The 21966-nt window shown below is 73.0% G+C and carries 19 protein-coding genes; 9 read left to right on the top strand and 10 right to left on the bottom strand.

Going from position 1 to position 21966, the window contains the following annotated elements; genetic code table 11:
- Positions 1-226: 226 nt before the first annotated feature.
- Positions 227-1648, bottom strand: coding sequence for a HEAT repeat domain-containing protein (locus ACFYO5_RS29685; RefSeq protein ID WP_388714483.1), 1422 nt, complete (start codon positions 1646-1648; stop codon positions 227-229).
- 324 nt (positions 1649-1972) lie between these two features.
- Complete coding sequence (locus ACFYO5_RS29680) at positions 1973-2365, bottom strand: ankyrin repeat domain-containing protein (protein WP_388714480.1); 393 nt, start codon at positions 2363-2365, stop codon at positions 1973-1975.
- A gap of 263 nt (positions 2366-2628) precedes the next feature.
- On the opposite strand from ACFYO5_RS29680, the gene ACFYO5_RS29675 reads away from it, so the two are divergent.
- Positions 2629-2823, top strand: a complete 195-nt coding sequence (locus ACFYO5_RS29675) for a hypothetical protein (protein WP_356567419.1) — start codon at positions 2629-2631, stop codon at positions 2821-2823.
- Between the two features lie 55 nt (positions 2824-2878).
- Positions 2879-4588 (top strand): hypothetical protein, encoded by a 1710-nt coding sequence (locus tag ACFYO5_RS29670; protein WP_388714476.1) that lies wholly within the window; start codon positions 2879-2881, stop codon positions 4586-4588.
- A 63-nt stretch (positions 4589-4651) separates the two neighbouring features.
- On the opposite strand, the gene ACFYO5_RS29665 is transcribed toward ACFYO5_RS29670, so the two are convergent.
- Positions 4652-6148, bottom strand: coding sequence for a PLP-dependent aminotransferase family protein (locus ACFYO5_RS29665; protein ID WP_388714473.1), 1497 nt, complete (start codon positions 6146-6148; stop codon positions 4652-4654).
- A 200-nt stretch (positions 6149-6348) separates the two neighbouring features.
- Here ACFYO5_RS29665 and ACFYO5_RS29660 point away from each other — a divergent pair, with 200 nt between their 5' ends.
- From ACFYO5_RS29660 to ACFYO5_RS29650, 3 genes are all read left to right on the top strand, one after another.
- Positions 6349-6945 carry a hypothetical protein gene (locus tag ACFYO5_RS29660; RefSeq protein ID WP_356567473.1) on the top strand — a complete coding sequence of 199 codons (597 nt, stop codon included), beginning with the start codon at positions 6349-6351 and terminating at the stop codon, positions 6943-6945.
- Positions 6942-7709: a glycerophosphodiester phosphodiesterase gene (locus tag ACFYO5_RS29655; RefSeq protein ID WP_388714471.1), complete on the top strand. Its 768-nt coding sequence runs from the start codon at positions 6942-6944 to the stop codon at positions 7707-7709. The genes ACFYO5_RS29660 and ACFYO5_RS29655 overlap by 4 nt, the downstream gene beginning before the upstream one ends.
- Positions 7710-8196: 487 nt before the next feature.
- Positions 8197-8571, top strand: a complete 375-nt coding sequence (locus ACFYO5_RS29650; protein ID WP_356567412.1) for an RNA polymerase-binding protein RbpA — start codon at positions 8197-8199, stop codon at positions 8569-8571.
- A gap of 128 nt (positions 8572-8699) precedes the next feature.
- Here the strand turns inward: ACFYO5_RS29650 and fxsA are convergent, their stop codons facing one another.
- The 4 genes from fxsA to ACFYO5_RS29630 form a co-directional block, all read right to left on the bottom strand.
- Entirely contained in the window at positions 8700-9278 is a 579-nt protein-coding gene (fxsA, locus tag ACFYO5_RS29645) for an FxsA family membrane protein (RefSeq protein ID WP_388714468.1), read from the bottom strand.
- Positions 9279-9355: 77 nt separating this feature from the next.
- Positions 9356-10216, bottom strand: coding sequence for a polyprenol monophosphomannose synthase (locus ACFYO5_RS29640; RefSeq protein ID WP_388714465.1), 861 nt, complete (start codon positions 10214-10216; stop codon positions 9356-9358).
- A 568-nt stretch (positions 10217-10784) separates the two neighbouring features.
- On the bottom strand, positions 10785-12398 hold the full coding sequence (locus ACFYO5_RS29635; RefSeq protein WP_388714462.1) for an amidohydrolase: 1614 nt from the start codon (positions 12396-12398) through the stop codon (positions 10785-10787).
- A gap of 86 nt (positions 12399-12484) precedes the next feature.
- Positions 12485-12925, bottom strand: coding sequence for an Lrp/AsnC family transcriptional regulator (locus ACFYO5_RS29630; RefSeq protein WP_356567404.1), 441 nt, complete (start codon positions 12923-12925; stop codon positions 12485-12487).
- Positions 12926-13164: 239 nt separating this feature from the next.
- Here ACFYO5_RS29630 and ACFYO5_RS29625 point away from each other — a divergent pair, with 239 nt between their 5' ends.
- Both ACFYO5_RS29625 and ACFYO5_RS29620 read left to right on the top strand, forming a co-directional pair.
- Entirely contained in the window at positions 13165-13614 is a 450-nt protein-coding gene (locus tag ACFYO5_RS29625; RefSeq protein WP_388714459.1) for a hypothetical protein, read from the top strand.
- Positions 13615-14683: 1069 nt separating this feature from the next.
- Complete coding sequence (locus tag ACFYO5_RS29620) at positions 14684-15928, top strand: glycoside hydrolase family 18 protein (RefSeq protein WP_388714456.1); 1245 nt, start codon at positions 14684-14686, stop codon at positions 15926-15928.
- Between the two features lie 57 nt (positions 15929-15985).
- Here the strand turns inward: ACFYO5_RS29620 and ACFYO5_RS29615 are convergent, their stop codons facing one another.
- The 3 genes from ACFYO5_RS29615 to ACFYO5_RS29605 form a co-directional block, all read right to left on the bottom strand.
- Positions 15986-16645: a helix-turn-helix domain-containing protein gene (locus tag ACFYO5_RS29615; protein ID WP_356567401.1), complete on the bottom strand. Its 660-nt coding sequence runs from the start codon at positions 16643-16645 to the stop codon at positions 15986-15988.
- A 106-nt stretch (positions 16646-16751) separates the two neighbouring features.
- Positions 16752-16997: an SCO1431 family membrane protein gene (locus ACFYO5_RS29610; protein WP_388714453.1), complete on the bottom strand. Its 246-nt coding sequence runs from the start codon at positions 16995-16997 to the stop codon at positions 16752-16754.
- Between the two features lie 46 nt (positions 16998-17043).
- Positions 17044-18477 (bottom strand): peptidase C39 family protein, encoded by a 1434-nt coding sequence (locus ACFYO5_RS29605; protein WP_388714450.1) that lies wholly within the window; start codon positions 18475-18477, stop codon positions 17044-17046.
- A 279-nt stretch (positions 18478-18756) separates the two neighbouring features.
- Between ACFYO5_RS29605 and ACFYO5_RS29600 the strand changes: the two genes are divergently transcribed.
- The gene (locus ACFYO5_RS29600; RefSeq protein WP_388714566.1) at positions 18757-19329 is read left to right on the top strand and encodes a uridine kinase; all 573 of its coding nucleotides are present in this window, start codon (positions 18757-18759) and stop codon (positions 19327-19329) included.
- A gap of 492 nt (positions 19330-19821) precedes the next feature.
- The gene (locus ACFYO5_RS29595) at positions 19822-21687 is read left to right on the top strand and encodes an AAA family ATPase (RefSeq protein WP_388714447.1); all 1866 of its coding nucleotides are present in this window, start codon (positions 19822-19824) and stop codon (positions 21685-21687) included.
- Positions 21688-21966 lie beyond the last annotated feature (279 nt).

The raw sequence follows: 21966 nt of genomic DNA, 5'->3' as shown, positions 1-21966 counted from the left end.
GACTGGGACGGTGCCGTCCCGACGACGGCGACAGGACGAGGCGGGGCCGGCGGGTACACCTCGGCCGCGACCGCTCGGGGGGACGCCGTGGACCGGACCCCATCGGGGAGGCGGCGTCTGCGCAGCCCACCTCGCCCGGATCACACCGCGGACCCCACGTCGGCACGGTCCACCTCGCCCGCATCACACCGCGGACCCCACGCCGGCACGGTCCACCTCGCCCGGATTACATCGCGGAGGCCGCGTCCGGCCCGATCCGGCTGCGTACGGCCGTCTGGACCTCCGCCTCCTCGGCCGGGTCGGCGGCGAGGCGGCGCAGCCGTTCCACGACGCGGGCGTCACCGGTCTCGGCGTGCCGGGCGGCGATCTCGCGGGTGGTCTCCTCGCAGTCCCAGAGGCATTCGACGGCGAAGCCGGTGGCGAAGGAGGGGTCGGTGGCGGCCAGGGCGCGGGCGCAGCGCCCGCGCAGATGGGACGAGGCCGTCTCGCGGTAGATATGGCGCAGTACCGGGGCCGCGCAGGCGATACCCAGCCGTCCCGCGCCGTCGACCAGGGTCCACAGGGTCGGCGCGTCGCAGCCCTCGCCCCGCACGGCCTCGCGCAGGGCGCCGAGGACGAGGTCGCTGTCGCGGCCGGTGCCCCGGCAGGCGAGCACCCGGCCGGCGGCGGCCCCGAGGGCGTCGGGCCGGTGGGCCCAGCCGCGGGCCCGGTCGACGGCGGCGATGCTGCGCATGCGTTCGAAGGCGTCGACGGCCGCCTCCACGACGAACCTGGTGCCCGTCGCCACGGCCTGTTCGATGAGGTCGGGGGCCTCGGCGTCGTCGTGGTCGGCGAGATAGCGAAGGGCGGTGCACCGGGCTCCCTCGGTGCCGTCCTGGGCCGCCCGCACGATCTCCGCGCGGTCCCCGGGCCCGGCCACGGCGGTGAGGCAGCGGGCGGCGGGGACATGGAGCGCGGCGCCCCGTTCGATGCCTTGCTGGGCCCATTCGAACACGGCCCGCACGCTCCAGCCGGGGCGGGGCCCGGTGGGACTCATCTGCCGTTGCCAGCGGTCGAAGCAGCCGGCTTCCTGGGCGGCACGCACGCGCGTGGAGACGTACTCGCGGGGATCCTCGGCCCACAGCCGCCAGGGCCGTGGCTCGAAGGCGTCCCGTACGACGGCGGCCAGTTCGGCCTCGCCCTCGGCGTCGGTGGCGAACCGCGCGAGCACGGGTGCGGCGAGGGCGCGCAGGCCGGCGTCGTCGTCGCGCAGGGCGAGTTCGTCGAGGGCCCAGGCCCAGTTGGAGCCCGAGGCGGCGTATCGGCGGAGCAGGTCGAGGGCGTCCCGCCTGCCGTAGGAGGCGAGGTGGCCGAGGACGGCCAGGCTCAGCCCCGTGCGGCACTCCTCGGTGTCGAAGGCGTCCTCGACGTCGAAGAGGTGGGCCTCGATCTCGTCGAGGCCGCCGTTGAGGTCGAGGTAGAGGCGGGCGTAGTAGAGGGAGCGGTTCTCCACCTGCCAGTCGTGGCGCGGGTCGCGCAGCACGCAGTGGTCGAGTGCCGCGAGCGCCTCGGAGCGGGGGGCGGTGAGAGCGTGGAGTGTGCCGTCGCCGCGGCCCCGCTGGAGCAGGCCGAGCAGCGTACCGCTGGGCGCTATGAACGGATCGAACATGGGAAACAGCCTCACATCAAGCGTCGACGCAACCGGGGACGTGCATTACCTGGCCGCGTGACAACGCGTCGGGGCGCCCGCCGTTTCCTGCTTGCTGTAAGCCATCTTCCTCTGCCTCTCGTCGGTGGCCCATGCGGACCGCATCACGGCCCGCGCGGTGCGGCAACACCTGCCCGGCCATCGCGTCCGTGAATCACGTCGTCATGATGACTCGGCAGCTCAGCCTGCCGCGACCGAAATTTCCGGCGGCCTGGTACCGCCTCCCCCGTGGTCGTTGTTCTCCCTGGTCAGGGACCTTTTCTCACCCGTTCGGGCACTTTCGGCTCACTGCACGCCGAACAGCTCCAGCAGTTCCGTCCTGCCGAACATGCGGGCGGTGTCGACCGCCGAGGGAGTGCCCGAGGCAGGGTCGGCACCGGCCTCCAGAAGGACCTGGATGACGTCCGTCTCCGCCTTGAAGACGGCCCCGGCGAGAGGGGTCTGGCCCCGGTCGTTGATCCGGTCGGCCTCGGCTCCCCGGGCCAGCAGCGCCCGCACCGCCTCGGCGTGGCCGTGATAGGCGGCGAGCATCACGAGGGAGTCGCCGCGGTCGTTGGTGAGGTTGGCCGGCACGCCCGCGTCGACGTAGGCCACGAGCGCCTCGGTCTGTCCCCGGCGGGCAAGATCGAAGATCTTGGTCGCCAGTTCCACGACCTCGGGGTCGGGGACTTCGGTCATCGGCCGGACCGCCTCTCGTTGCAACCGTTCAGGTGAATCGTCAGGGTACTGGCTTCCCGGACCCATGGCGGGACCCGGCGGAGGCAACCATCACGGCGGGACCCGTTCGCCGCAAGTCCGCTGCTCACGCGGTGCGTCAGGGCCTACGCCATCCGGGGGAAATTCGCCGAATTTCACCCAGTTGCACCTTTTATCGTATGGATACATGCTGTGAGCCTGGAAGTACTCATGGTGACTGTCCCCCGCGAACCAGGAGAACAGAAATGATCCTGTCCATCTCAGGCGTGGTCCTGCTCGGCATCATCGTCTTCCTCTTCTTCCGCAAGGACGGGCTCAAGGCGTCCCACGCCATGGTCTCGGCCCTCTTCGGCTTCTACCTGGCCAGCACGGCCCTGGCCCCGAGCATCAAGGCCGGCGGTGAGAGCCTGGCCAGCCTCCTCGGCGGCATCAAGTTCTGACGCCGCTCGCACCCCCGCCGTCCGTCCCTTCCGCACGCACCATCAGGAGACAGCAGTGGCCCGGCGCCCCCTCCCCCGCATCCTGAGCACAGGCAGCGCGCAGATCGCCCGGAGCCGGGAGCTGGCCCGGACGGCGGCGGACAGCGCCACCGACATCCTCCACCCACTGATCACGGTCACCCGTGGTCTGCGCCGGCTGGCCTCGGCCGGGCGGCGCAAGTGGGCCGAGACCCCCAAGGACCGGCGCGGACCGCTGCTGCTGCTGGTGGCCTCGGTGGTCCTGGTCGTGGCGCTCGTACCGTACGGACCGCTGCTCGCCGTCATCACCGTGATGGCGGCAGCCGCCTGGCAGGGCCGGGACCGCACCCCACCGGTTCCCGACGGCCCCGACGAGTCGCAGATCCAGCGGCTCCAGGCGCTGTACGAGGCCCTGGTGCCGTACTTCTCGACGGCGGAGGATCCTTCTCCCCTCTACGCCCACGGCGGCGAGTGGGAGAAGGCCTTCCCGTCGTACGAGTTCGACGGCTCGGGCCGGATCACCCGGCTGGAGATCCGCTACCCCGCGTACTTCCCGGACGGTGAGGCCGAGGCACGCGCGCGTGTCGAGCACCTGCTCACGGCCAAGTCGGGCCGGGGCCGGGAGTACCACTTCGCCTGGGACGAGGAGGGCAACGAGCTGACCGTGTCGGTGCTCGCCCCGCTCCCCACCGACCTCGCCGCCCAGCGCTTCGTGACCGCGCCCGGCGAGACCGTCCTGGGCTTCACCGACCCCTCCCAGGTCCAGCGCACGCTCCCCCTCACCCACGGCGAGGAGCAGCGCGACGTGCCGCCGGTCGTCTGGCGCACCGGCATCCGCTCCACCGAACCCCACCTCCTGGCGGTCGGCCAGCCCGGCAGCGGCACCTCCACCCTGCTGCGCTCCATCGCCCTCCAGGCCCTGCGGCACGGCGACGTCCTGGTCATCGACGGCGGCGGCACCGGCGAGTACGCGTGCCTGACCGGCCGGGACGGCGTCCTGGGCGTCGAGGTGGGACTCGCCGGGGCACTGGCCAGCCTGGAGTGGGCCGCGCACGAGACCGAGCGCCGGCTGATCGCCGCCAACCGTGCCCGCCAGGAGGGCCACCCCCCGCCGGACGACACCAAACGGCCCCTGTGGATCGTGCTCGACCGTCCCACGGCGTTCACCCACCTCGCCGACGCGGACGGCCGCAAGGACCCGCAGGCACTCCTCCAGGTTCCTCTCCGGCACGGCCGCGCCGCCCAGGTGACAGTGGTGGTGGCCGAACAGTTCGACAGCCTGGACTCACTGAGCGAGCCCGTGCGGCAGCACACGCGCGCGCGGGTCGTCCTCGGGCCCGCCCCGGCCAGGCTGCTGGAGTCGGTGCTGGGCGTCCGCCCGCACACCACCCCCGCCGAGCACGTCCCGCCGGGGCGCGGGTACGCCCGGCTGGGCACCGGCCCGGCGCACCGGCTCCAGGTGCCGGCGACCCCGGACCCGTACGACGACGCCACCAGCGACGCGCACCGGCACGCGGTGCTGGACCTGCTGCCGCCGCGGACGACCCCGGCGGACGGCGAGACCCTGCCGGTGCCCGCGGAGGCCGTGGCGGCGGAAGCCGCACCGACGAAGACCGTGCAGACGAAGGCCATGGCGCCGGAGGCCGCACAGACGAGGACCGCTACGGCGGAGGCCATGCAGGCGAAGGCCGAAGCCGTGCAGACGAAAGCCGTAGCGGCGGAGGCCATGGCGGCGGAGAGTTCCTAGCCGGTCCGGGCCACAGGCACCGACGGGCCGCGGGCGGGTGATCCCCCACCCGCCCGCGGCCCGTCAGGCGACGAACGTGCGCGGGCCCTCGCCGCCCGCGGTACCCCCGCTCTCCACGATCCGGGCGGCCGCGGCCAGTCGTGCCGCCGCCTCCTCCGCCACCGCGCCCCCGACGGTGAACGGCAGCCGCACATACCCCTCGAAGGCGCCGTCGACCCCGAACCGGGGCCCGGACGGAACCCGCACCCCGACCCGCTCCCCCGCCTCGGCCAGCCGGGACCCCGACAGTCCGCCGGCCCGCACCCACAGGGTCAGCCCGCCCTTCGGCACCGAGAACTCCCACTCCGGCAGCTCCCGGCGCACCGCCGCGACCAGCGCGTCCCGGTTGCCCCTGGCCTGTTCGCGCCGGATGTCCACGGCCTGCTCCCAGCCGCCGGTGCTGAACAGCCAGTTCACGGCCAGTTGTTCCAGGACCGGCGTGCCGAGGTCGGCGTAGGCGCGGGCCGCGACCAGGCTGCGGATGACGTCGGGGGCGGCCCGGACCCATCCGATGCGCATGCCGGCCCAGAAGGCCTTGCTCGCCGAGCCGACGGTGATCACGGTCGATCCCCCCGGGTCGAAACCGCACATCGGGCGGGGCATCTCCACGTCGTCCAACCACAGCTCGGTCATCGTCTCGTCGGCGACCAGCACGGTCCCGGCCGACCGGGCGGCCTCGACGAGCCGGCGCCGCTGGTCCTCGTCGGCGAGGGCGCCCGTCGGGTTGTGGAAGTCGGCGACCACGTAGGCGATGCGCGGCGCGGCCTCGCGCAGGACCTGCCGCCAGCGGTCCATGTCCCACCCGGCGAGCCCCTCGGCCATCGCCACCGGCACCAGCCGGGCGCCCGCCTCCCGCATCAGCTGGAGGATGTTGGCGTACGAGGGCGATTCCACAGCGATGCGCTCGCCGCGGCCCCCGAAGAGGTGGCAGATGGCGTCGATGGCGCCCATCGCGCCCGTGGTCACCATGATCTGCTCGGGCATCGTGGGAATCCCGCGCCGGGTGTACCGCTCGGCGATCATCGCGCGCAGGGCGGGCAGCCCCGCCGGGTAGTCGCCGTGCGTGTGGGCGTACGGAGGCAGTTCCTCCAGCGCGCCCTGCACGGCCCGGGTGAGCCACGGCTCCGGGGCGGGGAGGGCGGCGCAGCCCAGGTCGATCACCGAGCCGAGAGCCTCGGGCGGCAGGGGTTCCAGCCCGCGCGCGGGCACCGGGTTGCCCGCGGGGACGGACGTCCAGCTGCCCGCGCCCCGCCGGGACTCCAGGAATCCCTCCGCGCGCAGCGCCTCGTAGGCCGCGGCGACGGTCGTACGGCTCACGGACAGGGCGAGGGCCAGTTCGCGTTCGGCGGGCAGGCGCGCGGCGACCGGCACCCGCCCTTCCAGGACGAGCAGCCGGACACCGTCGGCGAGCGCCCGGTAGGCCGGCGGGCGGCGGGTGCCGGGGCCGGCGGGGCGGTCCTGCTGCGACGTGAGAAGCCGCGCGAGCTGTGCTGCCCCCACCGCGGAGGTCCACTGCGCCATGGAGATCAGTCCACCTTCCCTGGATTGGCCATGGATGACCGTTCCCTACACGCCACAGAGTGACATGAGCCAGTCCATTACCACCACCAGGGGTCCACTTGTCCGCGCCACTTCCGCCGGCCGTCCCAGCCGTCCCGCCGGCCGTCCCGCCGAGAGGCGGCCTCCCCCGGCGCCTCACCCAGCTCTACGCCGGCCTCGCGCTGTACGGCGCCAGCTCCGCCCTGCTCGTGCGGGCGGGCCTCGGCCTGGAGCCGTGGAACGTGCTCCACCAGGGACTCGCCGAGCGGAGCGGCCTGTCCATCGGCGTGGTGTCGATCATCGTGGGCGCCGCCGTGCTGCTGCTGTGGATCCCGCTGCGCCAGCGCCCGGGGCTCGGCACCGTCTCCAACGTCTTCGTGGTCGGCCTGGCGATGGACGGCACGCTCGCGCTGGTCCCCGAGGCGCACGGCCTGGGCGTGCGGGTGCCGCTGCTGGTGGCGGGCATCGTCCTCAACGGCGCGGCCACCGGCCTCTACATCGCGGCGTCCTTCGGGCCGGGACCGCGCGACGGGCTGATGACGGGGCTGCACCGCCGCACCGGCCGGTCGATCCGCCTGATGCGGACGGCCGTCGAGGTCGCGGTGGTGGCGACCGGTTTCGCCCTCGGAGGCACGATCGGCGTCGGCACACTGCTGTACGCGCTGTCGATCGGGCCGCTCGCCCAGATCTTCCTGCGGGTGTTCGCCGTGCCCCCGGCGTCCGGGGGCAGCACGGTCGTTGCCACCGGGTCACCGCAGGGGGCGATACTGCGTCCGTGAGCACCCCGATACGCCACCCGTACCTCGACCATCCGGGGCCCATCGCGTTCGCGCACCGCGGCGGGACGGCCGAGGGTCTGGAGAACACCACCGCGCAGTTCCGGCGCGCGGTCAAGGCGGGCTACCGCTACCTCGAGACCGACGTGCACACCACGCGGGACGGCAGGCTCGTCGCCTTCCACGACGCGACGCTGGACCGGCTGACCGACGGCGCGGGCCGCATCGCCGACCTGCCGTGGACGGACGTGCGGCACGCGCGCGTGGGGGGCAGGGAACCGGTCCCGCTGTTCGAGGAACTCCTGGAGACGTTCCCCGAGGTGCGCTGGAACGTCGACATGAAGGCCGAACCGGCGCTCCACCCCCTCCTCGACCTCATCGGACGCACCGACGCCTGGGACCGCGTCTGCGTCGGCTCCTTCTCGGAGGACCGTGTCATGCGCGCCCAGCGGCTCGCGGGACCCCGACTGGCCACGTCGTACGGCACCAGGGGGGTGCTCAACCTGCGGCTGCTGTCCTGGGGCGTGCCCACGGCGCTGCGCCGGTCGGCCGTCGCCGCCCAGGTGCCGGAGACACAGTCGGGCATCCAGGTCGTGGACCACCGCTTCGTGCGTTCGGCCCACGCGCGCGGGCTCCAGGTGCACGTGTGGACGGTCAACGAAGCGGATCGGATGCACCGGCTCCTGGACCTGGGGGTGGACGGCATCATGACCGATCACCTCGACACGTTGCGCGAGGTCATGGAGGACCGGGGCGTCTGGGTCTGACCCCGGCCCCCTCGCGGGCCCCGGGACGTCTCGGCCGAGGCGGCGAGGGCGACGCCACCCGTGGGCACGGCCGCCGACCGCACCCGACCACGACAACGCCCTCACTGGTGCCGCTGCCGGCACCGGGGCCGCCGCACGACGGGCGTGCCGCTCCTGTCCGGCGGCCGGCGGCGGCCGACGCGGGGAATCCCGTTCTCGAAAGGATTTAGCGTTCAAGGCGAAAGGGCGGTAGTGTACGCGTTTGGCCTGCCAGGCGTACCGTTACTGCGTGTCAAAGATGCCGAAACGCTGGGTGACATCTCATTTCAGATGTGACAAACCGGGCGTCGGTGGGTACTGCAATGGTTGACAAGGCTGCGGCTACGACGGCGACGCACGACCCGGAACGGGACTCCGAACGGGAATCTTTACCGCCGACCGGACGTTGACCGGATGACGACGACAGCGACACCTGTCCTGTGGGCGACAAGCCCGGGAGGCACGATTCATGAGTGAGCGAGCTCTTCGCGGCACGCGCCTCGTGGTGACCAGCTACGAGACGGACCGCGGCATCGACTTGGCCCCGCGCCAGGCCGTGGAGTACGCATGCGAGAAGGGGCACCGCTTCGAGATGCCCTTCTCGGTGGAGGCGGAGATCCCGCCGGAGTGGGAGTGCAAGGTCTGCGGAGCGCCTGCGCTCCTCGTGGACGGCGACGGCCCTGAGGAGAAGAAGGCCAAGCCCGCGCGTACGCACTGGGACATGCTGATGGAGCGGCGGACCCGTGAGGAACTCGAAGAGGTCCTCGCGGAACGGTTGGCCGTTCTGCGTTCCGGAGCGATGAACCTCGCGGTACATCCTCGGGACAGCCGCAAGTCCGCGTAGGTTCTGCGGAGCTGGGGCTGGTCCATACAGCACACGACAAATGACCGCGGGCGCCGTACGTGAAATCGCGTACGGCGCCCGCGGTCTTGCCGCGTCCGGGGGCCCTGCCTCCGGACGACGGCCGTGGTTCACGGAGTCAGCGGGGGACGCCGATCCTGCGGGGTCTCGCCGCGCTCGTCCCCGCCGCGCTCGTCCTCCCGGATGATCACCTCTCCCCGCACCACCTTTCCGTCCGGGCGGTGCATCCGGGCCTGCTGGAATGCCTCGCCGACGGTGCCGGGAGTGGCGGCCCGCAGCCTGCTGTCGACCTTGCGCTGCGCGTAGCGGCCGACGGCCTTCTGGACGGGCGGGAGGAGCAGGAGCAGGCCCAGTGCGTCGGAGGCCAGGCCCGGAATCATCAGGAGCAGGCCGCCGAGCATCATCAGTCCGCTGCCACCGCCCGAGGAGGGGGGTGTGCCGCGCTGGAGCGCCTCGTTGAGATTCTGGAAGGCGCGTCGGCCCGCCCGCTTGATCACCACCGAGCCGAGCAGGAAGCCGGCGAGCAGCGACAGGAAGACCGTGAAGCCGCCGGCGGCGCCCGCGACCACGGTCAGCAGCCAGATCTCCAGCGCCAGCCACCCGGCGAGCCCCAGCGGCAGGACCGTCCGCAGACGGGAGCGCCGGGGCCGGGTGTCGAAGTGCGTGGGAGTCTGAGCGCCAGTCGTCATGCCCCCAGTGTGCCCGGCTCCGGCTCAGAGCGGCATAAGGGGCCGATCAACGGTTCCTGTGCGCTCCCGTCGGGCGGCTAGGGACGCTGCTGCGGCGGTGGGGTGGACGACGAGGGGGAGGACGGCGACGGGGACTGCGGCTGTTCCTGCCCGCCCGTGCGGCCCGCGATCTTGCCGACGCGCTCTCCCACGCCCCACGCCGTGACGCGCCACAGCGCCTCCACGAGGATGTCGCGGCTCATCTTGGAGTCGCCCAGCTCGCGCTCGACGAAGGTGATGGGAACCTCGACGACGTGGTAGCCGGCCTTGACCGCCCGGCGGGCGAGGTCGACCTGGAAGCAGTACCCCTGGGAGGCGACCTCGTCGAGGCCGAGGCCTTCGAGGGTTTCCCGCCGGAAGGCGCGGTAGCCGCCGGTGATGTCGCGCAACGGGAGGTCCAGCGCCAGGCGCGAGTACAGGCTGCCGCCGCGGGAGATGATCTCGCGGGACCGGGGCCAGTTCACGACCCGGCCGCCCGGCACCCAGCGGGACCCCAGCACGAGGTCGGCGCCCTTCAGCGCGGTGAGCAGGCGGGGCAGTTCCTCCGGCTGGTGGGAGCCGTCGGCGTCCATCTCGACCAGGACGCCGTAACCGTGCTCCAGTCCCCAGCGGAAGCCCGCGAGGTAGGCGGCGCCGAGGCCCTCCTTGCCCTTGCGGTGCAGCACCTGGACCTGCTCGTCCGCGGCGGCCAGTTCGTCGGCGAGTTTGCCGGTGCCGTCGGGACTGTTGTCGTCGGCCACCAGGACGTGCGCGTCCGGGACGGCCTCGCGCACCCGGCCGACGATGCTCTTGATGTTCTCCGCCTCGTTGAAGGTCGGAATGATCACCAACGCCGTGCCGAGCGGACCGAACTTCCTCCCCCGGTCCTGTGCCGCGCGGTTCGCGTCGCCGTCGTTCACTGCTGCCCCTTCGTGTCCGTACGCAGGGGTCCACCATAGTGGCCGCCGCCTGCGGTGACGTGACAGGACGTTCGTACGGTGGTGTCATTCCCGGAGGACCGGGGTAAGAATGCGCTTTTGGGCTCGTATGACCCAGCGTACCGCCGGGCGAAATGCCCGTGCGGTCCTGCGGATGGGGGCCCGGCGCCCTTCGGGCCGACCTGGGACCCGCCGGCTGCGGGTCGACCTGAAGCCGTTGTCTACTGAGCGTCCGGGCCCCACCCGGGTCGCACCTCCCCGAACCGGCCGGAACGTTCCCTCGCCCTGGTGCGGCGCTGAGCCTGGCTCCCGGTGGCGGTGCGCCGGTGCGGCACACCGTCCTGACCCAGCGGCTCCCCGGCGAGTGCGCGGACGTTCCCCGGTGGGGCGTCCGGTGGTGGACTCGGCCGAACCTACCGGCCTCCCGCGGTCGGCTGTCAACAGCCGTTCGACCTGCGACTCTTCGGGTAAAGCGCTGGTCAGGGGGCGGGCCACGGCTCTCGCGGGAGGCGGGCGGACGGGTGATCTTCCGCGCCGCGTCCCGGCGGAGTCACTCGCCCGGCCGTACGAACACGGTCCGTCCGCCGACCACCGTGCGCAGGCACTCGGGCAGACCGGCGCCGGGCGTCAGGTCGGGCAGGCCGGGGGTACCGGAGCGGGGGTCGGTGGACCAGCGGGCGACGCGGTCGTCCGGGGCCTGCACCACGAGGGCGCCGGTGCGCCAGACGGCGTAGTCGGCGGGGGCGCCCGGCACCAGGACACCGGCGTCGTCGCGTCCGACCGCCCGCCACCCGCCGCGGGTGTGGGCGGTGAAGGCGGCGCGTACGGAGATCCGGTGCTCGGGGGTGCGGTGGAAGGCGGCGGCGCGGACCGTGCCCCAGGGGTCGAGCGGGGTGACCGGGCTGTCGGAGCCGAAGGCGAGCGGGACGCCGGCGCGCAGCAAGGCCGCGAAGGGGTTCAGACCGCGGGCGCGCTCGGCACCCAGACGCTGGGCGTACATGCCGTCGTCGCCGCCCCACAGGGCGTCGAAGGCAGGCTGGACGGAGGCGGTGAGGCCCAGTTCGGCGAAGGCGGCGATCGTCTCGGGGGTGAGCATCTCGGCGTGCTCGACGCGGTGCCGGGCGGCGCGCACGCGGGTCAGGCCGATCTTGTCCGAAGCCGCGCGCACGCCCTCGACGACCGCGGTGACGGCGGCGTCGCCGATGGCGTGGAAGCCCGCCTGGAGGCCGGCCTCGGTGCAGGCCGTGATGTGTGCGGCGACCGCGTCGGCGTCCAGGTAGGCGGTGCCGGTGTGGGCGGCGTCGGTGTACCGGTCGTGCAGACAGGCGGTGTGCGAGCCGAGGGCCCCGTCGACGAAGAGGTCTCCGGCCGCGCCGAGGGCGCCCAGGGCACGCGCCTTGTCCACGTCCTGCTCCGCCCAGTAGCCGACCACCCGGGGGCCCGGCTCCTCGGCGGCCAGCCGCAGCAGGGCGGTGAAGTCGTCCTCGGAGGAGATCTCGGGACCGGCGCACTCGTGGACCGAGCCGATGCCGAGCGAGGCGGCGTGCGCGAGGGCGGCCCGCTGGGCCTCGGCCCGCTGGGCCGGCGTCACAGCCGCGAACGCGGCGGCACGGACGGCGTGGTGGGCGTCGGCCGTGAGGGGGGCGTCGTTCGCCGCGCCCGCCCGGCCGAGGCCGGGCGTGAGGTCCAGCAGGGCGGTGCTCACGACCGCCGAGTGGACGTCGATACGGGACAGGTAGAGGGGCCGTCCGCCGGTCGCCTCGTCGAGTTCCGCCCGTGTCGGAGGGCGGCCGCCGGGCCAGCGCGAGGCGTCCCAGCCGTGGCCCAGGAGGACCTTGTCCCCCGGTCGGGCCGCGGCGAAGTCGCGTACCCGGGCGAGGGCCGCCTCCAGCGAGGGGGCGGCCGACAGGTCGAGGCCGGTGAGGGCCAGGCCCGTGGCGGTGGCGTGGACGTGGGCGTCGGTGAACGCGGGCGTGACCAGGGCGCCGTCCAGGTCGACCACCTCGTCGACGCCGTCGGCGAAGGCGTCGGCCGCGCCCTCGGAGCCGACCCAGGCGACCTGGCCGCGTTCGACGACCATCGCGGTCGCGAACGGGTCGGCGGGGCTGTGGACCTCTCCTCGGCGGAGCAGGACGGTCTTCGGGTCGGGCGTGCGCTCACTCATGTCAACAGTTTCGCGCCTCGGCCCGGCCGGCCCGCACGGGGGATGCCCCGTATCGGGGCGTGCCGGTCCGTCCGGTGCGGTGGCCCTCAGATCCGGGGCGGCCTGGCCTCGTACGGGGTGGACAGCACGACCGTGGTGCGCGTGGAGACGCCGGCGAGGGCCCGGAGCCGACCCAGCAGCTCCTCCAGTTCGTGGGGGGTGCCCACCCGCACCTTGAGGATGTAGTTCTCGTCCCCGGCCACGCTGTGGCAGGCCTCGATCTCGGGCACCCCGGCGAGCCGGTCGGCGATGTCGTCGGGCGCGCTGGGGTCGAACGGTTTCACCGAGATGAAGGCGGTCAGGGGCAGCCCGACGGCCTCCGCGTCGACGACGGCCGCATAGCCCCGGATCACGCCGCGCTGTTCCAGCCGGCGCACCCGCTGGTGCACGGCCGAGGTGGACAGGCCGGTGGCCTTGCCCAGGTCGGTGTAACTCATCCGCCCGTCCTTGACGAGCAGCTGCACGATCTGTCGGTCCAGCTCCTCCATGACGCAAGAACTTACAGGGCTCGCCATCTCTTCGTATACGTATACAGTCCAGGTCATACCGGTTCGTGATGTGGCGGACCGTGCGGGCTGATCGACATCCGTTGATGACATGTGACGAACGCCACAGCCTGTCTCAAGTCTTCGTGATGGTCTCGTGATTACCCCCGAGACGGGCTGGGAAGTGCTTGCTGTGGTCGAGGCCGCAGCGCCTGAACGGCCCAGCCCGAGGGGGAGAATTCATGCAGAGCCTCAAGCGCCCTGGTCGCACCGCGCCCAAGCGGTTCCAGCCCACCATCGTCGAGTCCGAGCCGGAGGGCGTCGAACCCGACGGCTACGACGACGAGAACGGCGACGAGTTCGACGCGTACGACACCTTCGAGATGTACCGGGTGATCTGCCCGGACTGCGCGCAGCCCATCGCGCTGCTGGCGGACGAGGAGACCCTGCCGGAGCACGCGCTGTGCGCCTCGCCGTGGAACCCGTTCGGACTCACGGTCTGCGCGGGCACCGGCCGTGCGGCGGCCGAGGCCCGTCCCGCGGACGAGTCGGCCGAGCCCCAGGAGCAGGAGACCGCGCTGCTGTTGACGCTCCCTCAGGGTCTGGACTGGCGCACCCAGCCGTTCTCGCACGTCGGCGGGCCGGCCTCGCGACCGATGCGGGTACCGGCGCTGCGCCGTCACGCCGCCTGAGCGCCTCCGCCCCACTCCCGTAGCGACCCCGTGCCATGGCCCGTAGCCGGCCGTGGCGCGGGGTCTGTCGGCCGTGGCGCGGGGTCGGCGCGGGCCGAACCGTCAGGTTCCCGCGACGGGCGGCGAGATGAGGCTCGTCCAGGTTCCGGCGACGGGCGGCGAGATGAGGCTCGTCCAGGTTCCGGCGACGGGCGCCGAGAGGAGGCTCGTCCGGCTCACCACGCCGTCCGGACGGCCACCGGGCACATCCCGAACTCACTCACGACGGCACGAGCCGTGACCCGGCGTGACGCGCTCGCGTTGCCCGGGTATGACCCCCACCTTCCAAACGCTCGGGCGTCACCGCCAAGGGTTCGCCCCCGCGTCCGCAGAATCGGTTCCGCCGGCCCCGCCGCCGTCCCCGCAGGACCCGCCGATCTACCGCGACATGATGCGCATCTGGGCCGACCGGGGCCGCACCCTGCCCGGCCGACGGGACCCGGAGTGGGTGCGGCTGGCGGCCCCGACGGTCCGGCCGGGCCAGTTCAGCGGGTTCCCGGACCCAGCGGGTGACGGGCGATGACCATGCGCTGATCCGGTCCCCGCCCTCGACGGTCTGCGGGACTGATGATGACGCCCTGCTCCTCCAGGTCCTCGCGGATCTGGTGGCAGACGACCTCGGACTCGTACCGGGCCGCGACACCGGCGACGAGGCGCTGCTTCGACCCCGGTCTCGCGGAGGTGGCGCTCGACGGGGAAGTCGGCGCGGCCGTGGCCGCCGAGCACCCGCACGGCTTCGGTGGTGACCCGCATCGCGGCGTCGGTGGAGTGGCCGTCGGGCCATGGCCGCCTCCCGGCCGAACGGCCCTCCCGCGCCCCGAAGCCGTGCCGCCGCGAGGTACCGGCGCCGCCCCGACCCGGCCGACGGCGCCCTGTAGGCGAGCTGGAAGCGCGGCCTCTCGTCGGCGAGGGCCGGGATTGGTCCGCACCATTGACCCAACTGGTCTAGTCCTCCTACGCTCTCGGCACCGCGTTACCGCGTTCCTGCCAATCGGCGCGCGTTCCCCTCTCCCCCACGAGGTGACACCCGATGCAGCATCCTCCCCAGCGCCGCTCCCGCTTCCGAGCCCTCGTCGCCGTCGCGTGTACGGCCGTGCTGGGCGCCGGTCTGCTCGCCGGCGCGGGCACCGCGACCGCCACCGGCACCCCCGCGCCGTCCACGCGGGTGGCCGCCGGCTCCAAGGTCCTCGGCTACTTCACGGAATGGGGCACCTACGACCGCAAGTACCTGGTGAAGAACGTCGAGACGTCCGGCTCGGCGGCGAAGCTCACCCACATCAACTACGCCTTCGGCAACGTGACCGGCGGCAGGTGCGCGATGGGCGACGCCTACGCCGCCACCGACCGCACCCACACCGCCGCCGAGTCCGTCGACGGGGTCGCCGACACCTGGGACCAGCCGTTGCGCGGCAACTTCAACCAGCTGCGCGAGTTGAAGAGGAAGCACCCGGGCCTCAAGGTCCTCTGGTCCTTCGGCGGTTGGACCTGGTCGGGCGGCTTCGGCGAGGCCGCACGGAACCCGGCCGCGTTCGCCCAGTCCTGCTACGACCTGGTCGAGAACTCCAAGTGGGCCGACGTCTTCGACGGCATCGACATCGACTGGGAGTACCCGAACACCTGCGGCGCCACCTGTGACACCAGCGGCCGGGACGCCTTCAGGAACCTCATGCGGGCTCTGCGCGCGAAGTTCGGCACCGGTGGCCTCGTCACGGCGGCCATCACCGCCGACGCCACCGCGGGCGGCAAGATCGACGCGGCGGACTACGCGGGCGCGGCCCAGTACGTCGACTGGTACAACCCGATGACGTACGACTACTTCGGCGCCTGGGACGCGACCGGGCCGACGGCCCCGCACTCGCCGCTGAACTCCTACTCCGGCATCCCGAAGGCGAACACCCACACCTCGGCGACCATCGCCAAGCTGAAGGGCCTCGGTATCCCCGCCTCGAAGCTGCTGCTGGGCATCGGCTTCTACGGGCGCGGCTGGACCGGAGTCACCCAGGCGGCGCCCGGCGGCACCGCGACCGGCCCGGCCGCGGGGACGTACGAGCAGGGCATCGAGGACTACAAGGTGCTCAGGACCAAGTGCCCCGTGACGGGCACGGTCGGCGGGACGGCCTACGCCAAGTGCGGGAACGACTGGTGGAGTTACGACACTCCGGCGACCGTCGCGACGAAGATGACGTACAAGAACCAGCAGGGTCTCGGCGGGACCTTCTTCTGGGAGCTGAGCGGGGACACGGCCGGCGGTGAGCTGATCAAAGCCATCAACTAGCCGGTCCCGCGAGGGCACTCGGGGCGGAGGACCACGAGCCTTCGCCCCGAGGGCGGTTCAGGACTCGCGCCGGGCCGGCTTCGGGGCCGGGAAGGCGGGGTCGAGTTCCTCCACGGCGCGCAGGGCACCGCCCAGTGTCCTCACCAGGAGATCGCGCATGGTGTCGCGGGAGAGGTCCGGGCGGTCGATCCAGTCGAGGGTGGCGCCCTCCACGCTGCACACCCAGGACAGCAGGCTCATGCGGGGCAGCGCCGGGATGTCGCTGCGGCCGTACGCGCCTTCGGCGATGGTGGCCACGATCGCCTCACGCACCCCGTCCCGGATGGCGTGCACCTCGGTGTCGAAGCCGACGCCGCCGCTGACGATGGTGCGGTAGGCGGCCTGGTGGTGCTCGGCGAAGCGCAGGTAGCTGTCGATCGTGCGGTGGACCCGGTCCGTCCGGGGCAGCTCCATGCCGCTCGCCGCGAAGGAGACCAGGTCGGCGACGGAGTCCTGGATGATCGCCAGGTAATAGCCGCGCTTGGACTGGAAGTAGTAGTAGATCAGCCCCTTGGCGACGTGCGCCTGCCGGGCGATGTCGTCCATGGAGAGCGCGTCGTAGGACGTGTCGGCGAACAACCGGCGCCCGATGGCGATGAGTTCGGCGCGACGCGCCAGTGAGCGCTCGGTGCCGCGAGCCCGGGGACGGGACGCGTCACGCTGCTGGCTGATGTTCAATGTCGACCCTGGCTCCAACGGTCGGCGGGACGACGTCAGTATGTCAGGTCGAACAGGGGCCGGGGATCAGCGGTCCGGGGCCGACGGCGGCGCTCCGGCGCCCGTTTCAGACCAGGCCGAGCTGCGTCACCAGCATCGCCACGACCGCGACCAGGATCCATCCCATGACGTGCTCCAGGATCTTCGGCCCGTCGTCCTCGGGCCCGCCGGTACGGGTGCGGGCGGCGGTGGCGGAGGCGGTGTGCGCGGTCATGGCGTCTCGCTGACGGTCGTGCGGGCGGTGGGCGGCGGGCTTCCCCGATCCGTCCACCTTGCCACCGTGCGGGGCTTTTGCGGCCGAGAGCTTGCTCACACGCCGACGGCCCCCGGTGGCGCCGGGGGCCGTCGCGCGGCAGGGGTCAGCGCACGCCGACCGCCGCGAGCGCCCTGCACTGGAGCGCGCTCGGACGGGCCGGGAAGTACAGGTAGCAGACGCCTCCGGTGCCGGACGCGACCTTGCCGCTCGCGTTGTAGCGCTTGGTGCGCAGCCAGATGTTCTCGAACTCGCGTCGCCGGTAGACGCGCCGCACCGCCGCGTCGCTCGGCGAGGCGGGGTCGTTGGCGATCACGTCGCCGTCGGCGGTGAAGCCGATCACCGTCATCAGATGCCCGGACGTGCCGTACCCCGCGCCCGTCAGCTCCTCCTTCAGGAAGGACTGGGACGTGATGGCCGGGATGCCGGCCGCGATGAGCGTCTCCAGGTCGGTGAGGGAGGTGAGCCGGGTCACCACGCCCTGGAGGTCCTTGAAGGTGGCGGCGTAGGCCGCGTTGAACGGCCAGTTCCCGCAGCCGTTGTACTGGTGATCGAAGGTGTACCGGGCCGCGTGGCACACCTGGGGGTCGGCGTACGCGGGGTCGACCCAGGCCAGTTGCTCCGGCGTGAGACGGCCGCCCCAGTACTCGACGATCATCTGCGACGAGGTGGGGCTGCACCAGGCCTCGCCGCCGTTGTCGTACTCGGGATACTGCCCGGCGTGGATCTCCTGCGAGTAGCGCGGGACGACCAGTTCCTGGGCGAGGCCCGGCGCCGAGGCCGGGACGGTGAAGCGGTCCGGGACGTCGGAGCCCATGGCACCCACCCGCCACACGGTGGGCGTGAGCTTCGTGCCGGGCCTGCGGTAGAGGGTCAGGCGCAGCCGGTACGACGTGAGGCGCGGGCCCGTGGCGGCGTCGTCGACCGCGAGGGTGTCCGTCCACACGGTGCTCCTGCCGTCGCTCTGGCCGTCGACCGAGGTCCGCTTGATGTCCTGGTCACCGGCCGCCCAGCGGCCCATCACGTACCAGGGGCTGTCCGTGCCGTCGGCGTAGGCGGCCTTCAGCTCGACCTGGAGCCAGGTGCCGGCCGGGGTGCTCGCGTTCCAGGAGGCGATCGCCTCGGTGGCCGGGACGGCGAGGCGGTGGACGGGGGACGTCCAGGTCGCGTACTCCCAGGGGGCGGTGGTGCCGGTGTGGGGATCGGTGTAGTCGGTGGTCCCGGCCGGGGTGGCGAGGACCAGACCGGGCCGGGCGCCGGCGACGGCACGGGTGCCCGCGGCGGTGCCGGAACGCCAGTCGGCGTACGTCGTCCAGGAGTGGTGGTCCACGGGGCGGGCCGGGGCCGCCCCCGGCGTCTCGGTGGGACGCGAGGAGTCGGCCGGGCCGGCGGCCTCGGCCGTCGCGGGGGCCGCGCCACCCGCCACGGCGGCCACGACCGCGGCGGCCAGGAGTGTCCTGCGGGACGGCTGACCGGGCCGGTCGGGTCGGTCGGCGAGCTGGTCGGTTCTGCTGGACGGCTGCTGTTCGGCTCTGCTCATGAGCGGAAGACCCCCAAGGTGTCCGAGTCGGAGCGGGTCCGAGTGCGGTGCGGTGCGTGATGCGGTGTGCGCCGTGCGGTGCGACGCGGTGGGCGGTGCGGTGTGGGCCAACTATGGCGGGAGGCGGGCGGACCTGCCAGCACTTCCGCCCGTGCCGCGCCCGGCAATATTGGTCTGATCCACTGGCGTGACCTGCGGCAGGGCGTCGCCGCGCCGCTAGACTCGCCTGGCCACGCCACCCGACCGCCGTCACCGCGCTCACGAAGGCCAGGACCCGCCATCCGCCAGCTCGCCGCCCGGCTCCGCCGTCTGCCGCCGTCCTGCGGCCCGGTCCGGCTGGTCGCCGTCGACGGGCACGCCGGATCGGGCAAGTCCACCTTCGCGGGGCGGCTGGCCGAGGCACTGGGCGGCGCGCCCGTCCTGCACCTGGACGACCTCGCGAGCCACGACGAGCTGTTCGCGTGGACCGGGCGGCTGCTGGCCCAGGTGATCGAACCGCTCGGCCGCGGCGAGACGGCGCACTACGCGCCCTACGACTGGCGCGACCGCCGCTTCGGCCTGCCCCGCCCGCTCCCCCCGGCGCCCGTGGTCCTGGTCGAGGGCGTCGGCGCCGGACGGCGCGCCCTGCGGCCGCACCTGGCGCGCCTGCTGTGGATGGAGCTGCCCGCCGAGGAGGCCTGGGCCCGCGGGCGGTCCCGGGACGGGGAGGACCAGCGGGAGTTCTGGGACGGATGGGTCGAGGCGGAGGCACGGCATTTCACCGAGGACCCGTCGAGGCCGTACGCGCACGCCCTGGTACGGCAGTTGCCCCTGGGGTACGAGGTGCTGCCGGGACCCGGCGGAACGCACTGAGCACCCCCTCTCGTCACACAGCGTGAGGAAGTGCCTGCGATGTGGTGAAATCGTGAAGGGCCTTGCGTTTGAACTTCGCCAAGTGCTTCAACTGCGCTTGACCGAGGGCCCGTACAGGACTTACGTTCTGAATGTGCGGCATGCGAAGCCGCCCCACTATCGCGAAGCCCCCGGTTGTTCCCCCGTGACCGGGGGCTTCGTTCTGCCCTCGCACCCCTTTTCGCACCGGTTTGTGGACGCGCCGTGACGCCGTCCACTCACCGAGGGTCACCGCGCGACAGTGCGCCCCCTCTGCTCCCACCTCGTCAAACGGGCTGTGCGGCACCCTTCGGCGGGGTGCTCCCCCGCAGGTACGATGCCCTCGGTGCGACCTACGGACGACTGCTGCGCGCACCTGGCAACTCCGGTCCGCAGCACAGCGGTTCGACCAAGGCAGCCGACGGGTTCCGGCCCGGCGGCATACCGACGGGGGCACGGTTTGTGGGGGACGTGATGGACTTCGGCACGCAGGGCCCCGAGGCCCCGGCCGACCTCGCCTGGCTGCGAGGCGTGGACGCCTACACCATGGGCGCGTATCCGCAGGCCGAGGAGGAGTTCCGCACCGCGGTGCGGATCGACCCCGGCATGGCCGACGGCTGGCTCGGGCTGCACGCGCTGCGCGTCGACACGACGACCTCGCTGCTCAGGATGGCCCGGCACCGCGACCGCTTCGGTGAGCAGCGCACCCGGCACCGCCGCACCCTGAACTCCTGGTACTGGCTGGGCTGGTGGGTGCAGCCCGTGCTGGAGAGCCCCCGGGATCTGCTCCTGGCGCACGCCTCGCACTGGCTGGACGGCCGGCACGTGCCCGAGCTGGACCGCGCCCTCGCCGGCCTCCCGCCCGTCGACACCGACCACCAGGTCCGCTTCCTGCACGCCTGCCGCTCCTATCTCGTCAAGGACTGGGAACAACTGGTCCGGCACACCGACCCGCTCCTCGACGACCCCCTCCTCGGCATCGAGGCCGGTCTGTTCGGCGGCATGGCCCGGGTCCGGCTGGAGATGTACGGGCAGGCGGAACCGCTGCTCTCCACCGCGCTCATGCGCTGCCGCAGCGAACAGCCGCAGCGCAAGGAGCTGCGGTACTGGCTGGCCCGCGCGCACGAGGGCACCGGCCGTTCCGCCGCCGCGCTGCCCCTGTACCGGGCCGTGCACCGGGTCGACCCCGCCTTCATGGACACCTCGGCCCGGCTCGCCGCGATCGCCGAGGGCGACGGCTACGACGACGCGGCGGACCTCGCGTCCATCACCCTGACCGGTGTCGGGCAGGACGTCGGGGACGGGCCGGACGTGCTGGACCCGCTGTTCGGCACCGAGGGCCGGGACCTGAAGCTCACCGAGCCGTCCGACCCGCCGCCCGGTCCGGTGCCGACGGTGTCCGACCCGGTCGTGCGGGAGAAGACCGCCGTGCCCCCGGTCCTGCCGGCCGGTCCCACCGACCCGGTGTTACTGGAGGAGGCGCTCGCCGAGCTGGAGCGCATGGTGGGCCTGGAGCCGGTGAAGCGGCAGGTCAAGGCCCTGTCGGCGCAGCTCAACATGGCGCGGCTGCGGGCCGGCCAGGGTCTCCCCGTGCAGCCGCCGAAACGGCACTTCGTCTTCTCCGGCCCGTCCGGCACCGGCAAGACCACGGTGGCCCGCATCCTCGGCCGCGTCTTCTACGCCCTCGGCCTCCTCGGCGGCGACCACCTGGTGGAGGCGCAGCGGGCCGACCTGGTCGGCGAGTACCTGGGCCAGACCGCCGTGAAGGCCAACGAACTGATCGACTCCGCGCTCGGCGGCGTGCTCTTCGTCGACGAGGCCTACTCCCTGTCCAACTCCGGCTACGGCAAGGGCGACGCGTACGGCGACGAGGCCTTGCAGGTGCTGCTGAAGCGGGCCGAGGACAACCGTGACCACCTGGTGGTGATCCTGGCGGGTTATCCGGAGGGCATGGACCGGCTGCTCGCGGCGAACCCCGGGCTGTCGTCCCGCTTCACCACCCGCGTCGACTTCCCCTCGTACCGTCCGCTCGAACTGACGTCGATCGGGGAGGTGCTCGCGGCGGACAACGGGGACGTGTGGGACGAGGAGGCGCTGGACGAACTGCGGTCGATCGCCGGGCACGTGGTGGAGCAGGGCTGGATCGACGAACTCGGCAACGGGCGGTTCCTGCGGACCCTGTACGAGAAGAGCTGTGCCTACCGTGACCTGCGGCTGTCGATGTATCCGGGATCCCTTACCCGGGACGACCTGTCGACACTGCGACTGCCCGATCTCATGCAGGCCTACGGCGAGGTGCTGTCGGGACGGGGGCCGCAGGACCCCGCCCAGGGGCGCTGACCGCGGAGGCGGGGCGGGGACGTGCGGTCGCAACCGACCACCCGTCCCGTGCGAGCGAGGCGCCCAGGTCCTGTCGTGATGTTCCCGTCGTCCGCCCGCGGGGTCCGGCCGGGCGGCGTCCGGCGCGTGCTCCCGGTGTGCCGGCGGAAGGCCTCGTACCGGACGTACTCGGGCCGCCGCCCGGTGCCGCGGAAGCGCGTGCCGTGCCTCGCCCGGCAGGCGGGAAGGTGACGGCAGGTGCCCGAGGGCCGTCCCGCCCTCCCCGGCGGGCGCACGCGA

It is taken from the genome of Streptomyces sp. NPDC006259 (assembly GCF_042870975.1).
Taxonomy (GTDB): Bacteria; Actinomycetota; Actinomycetes; order Streptomycetales; family Streptomycetaceae; genus Streptomyces.
This window is presented reverse-complemented; position numbering and strand designations above follow the sequence as displayed.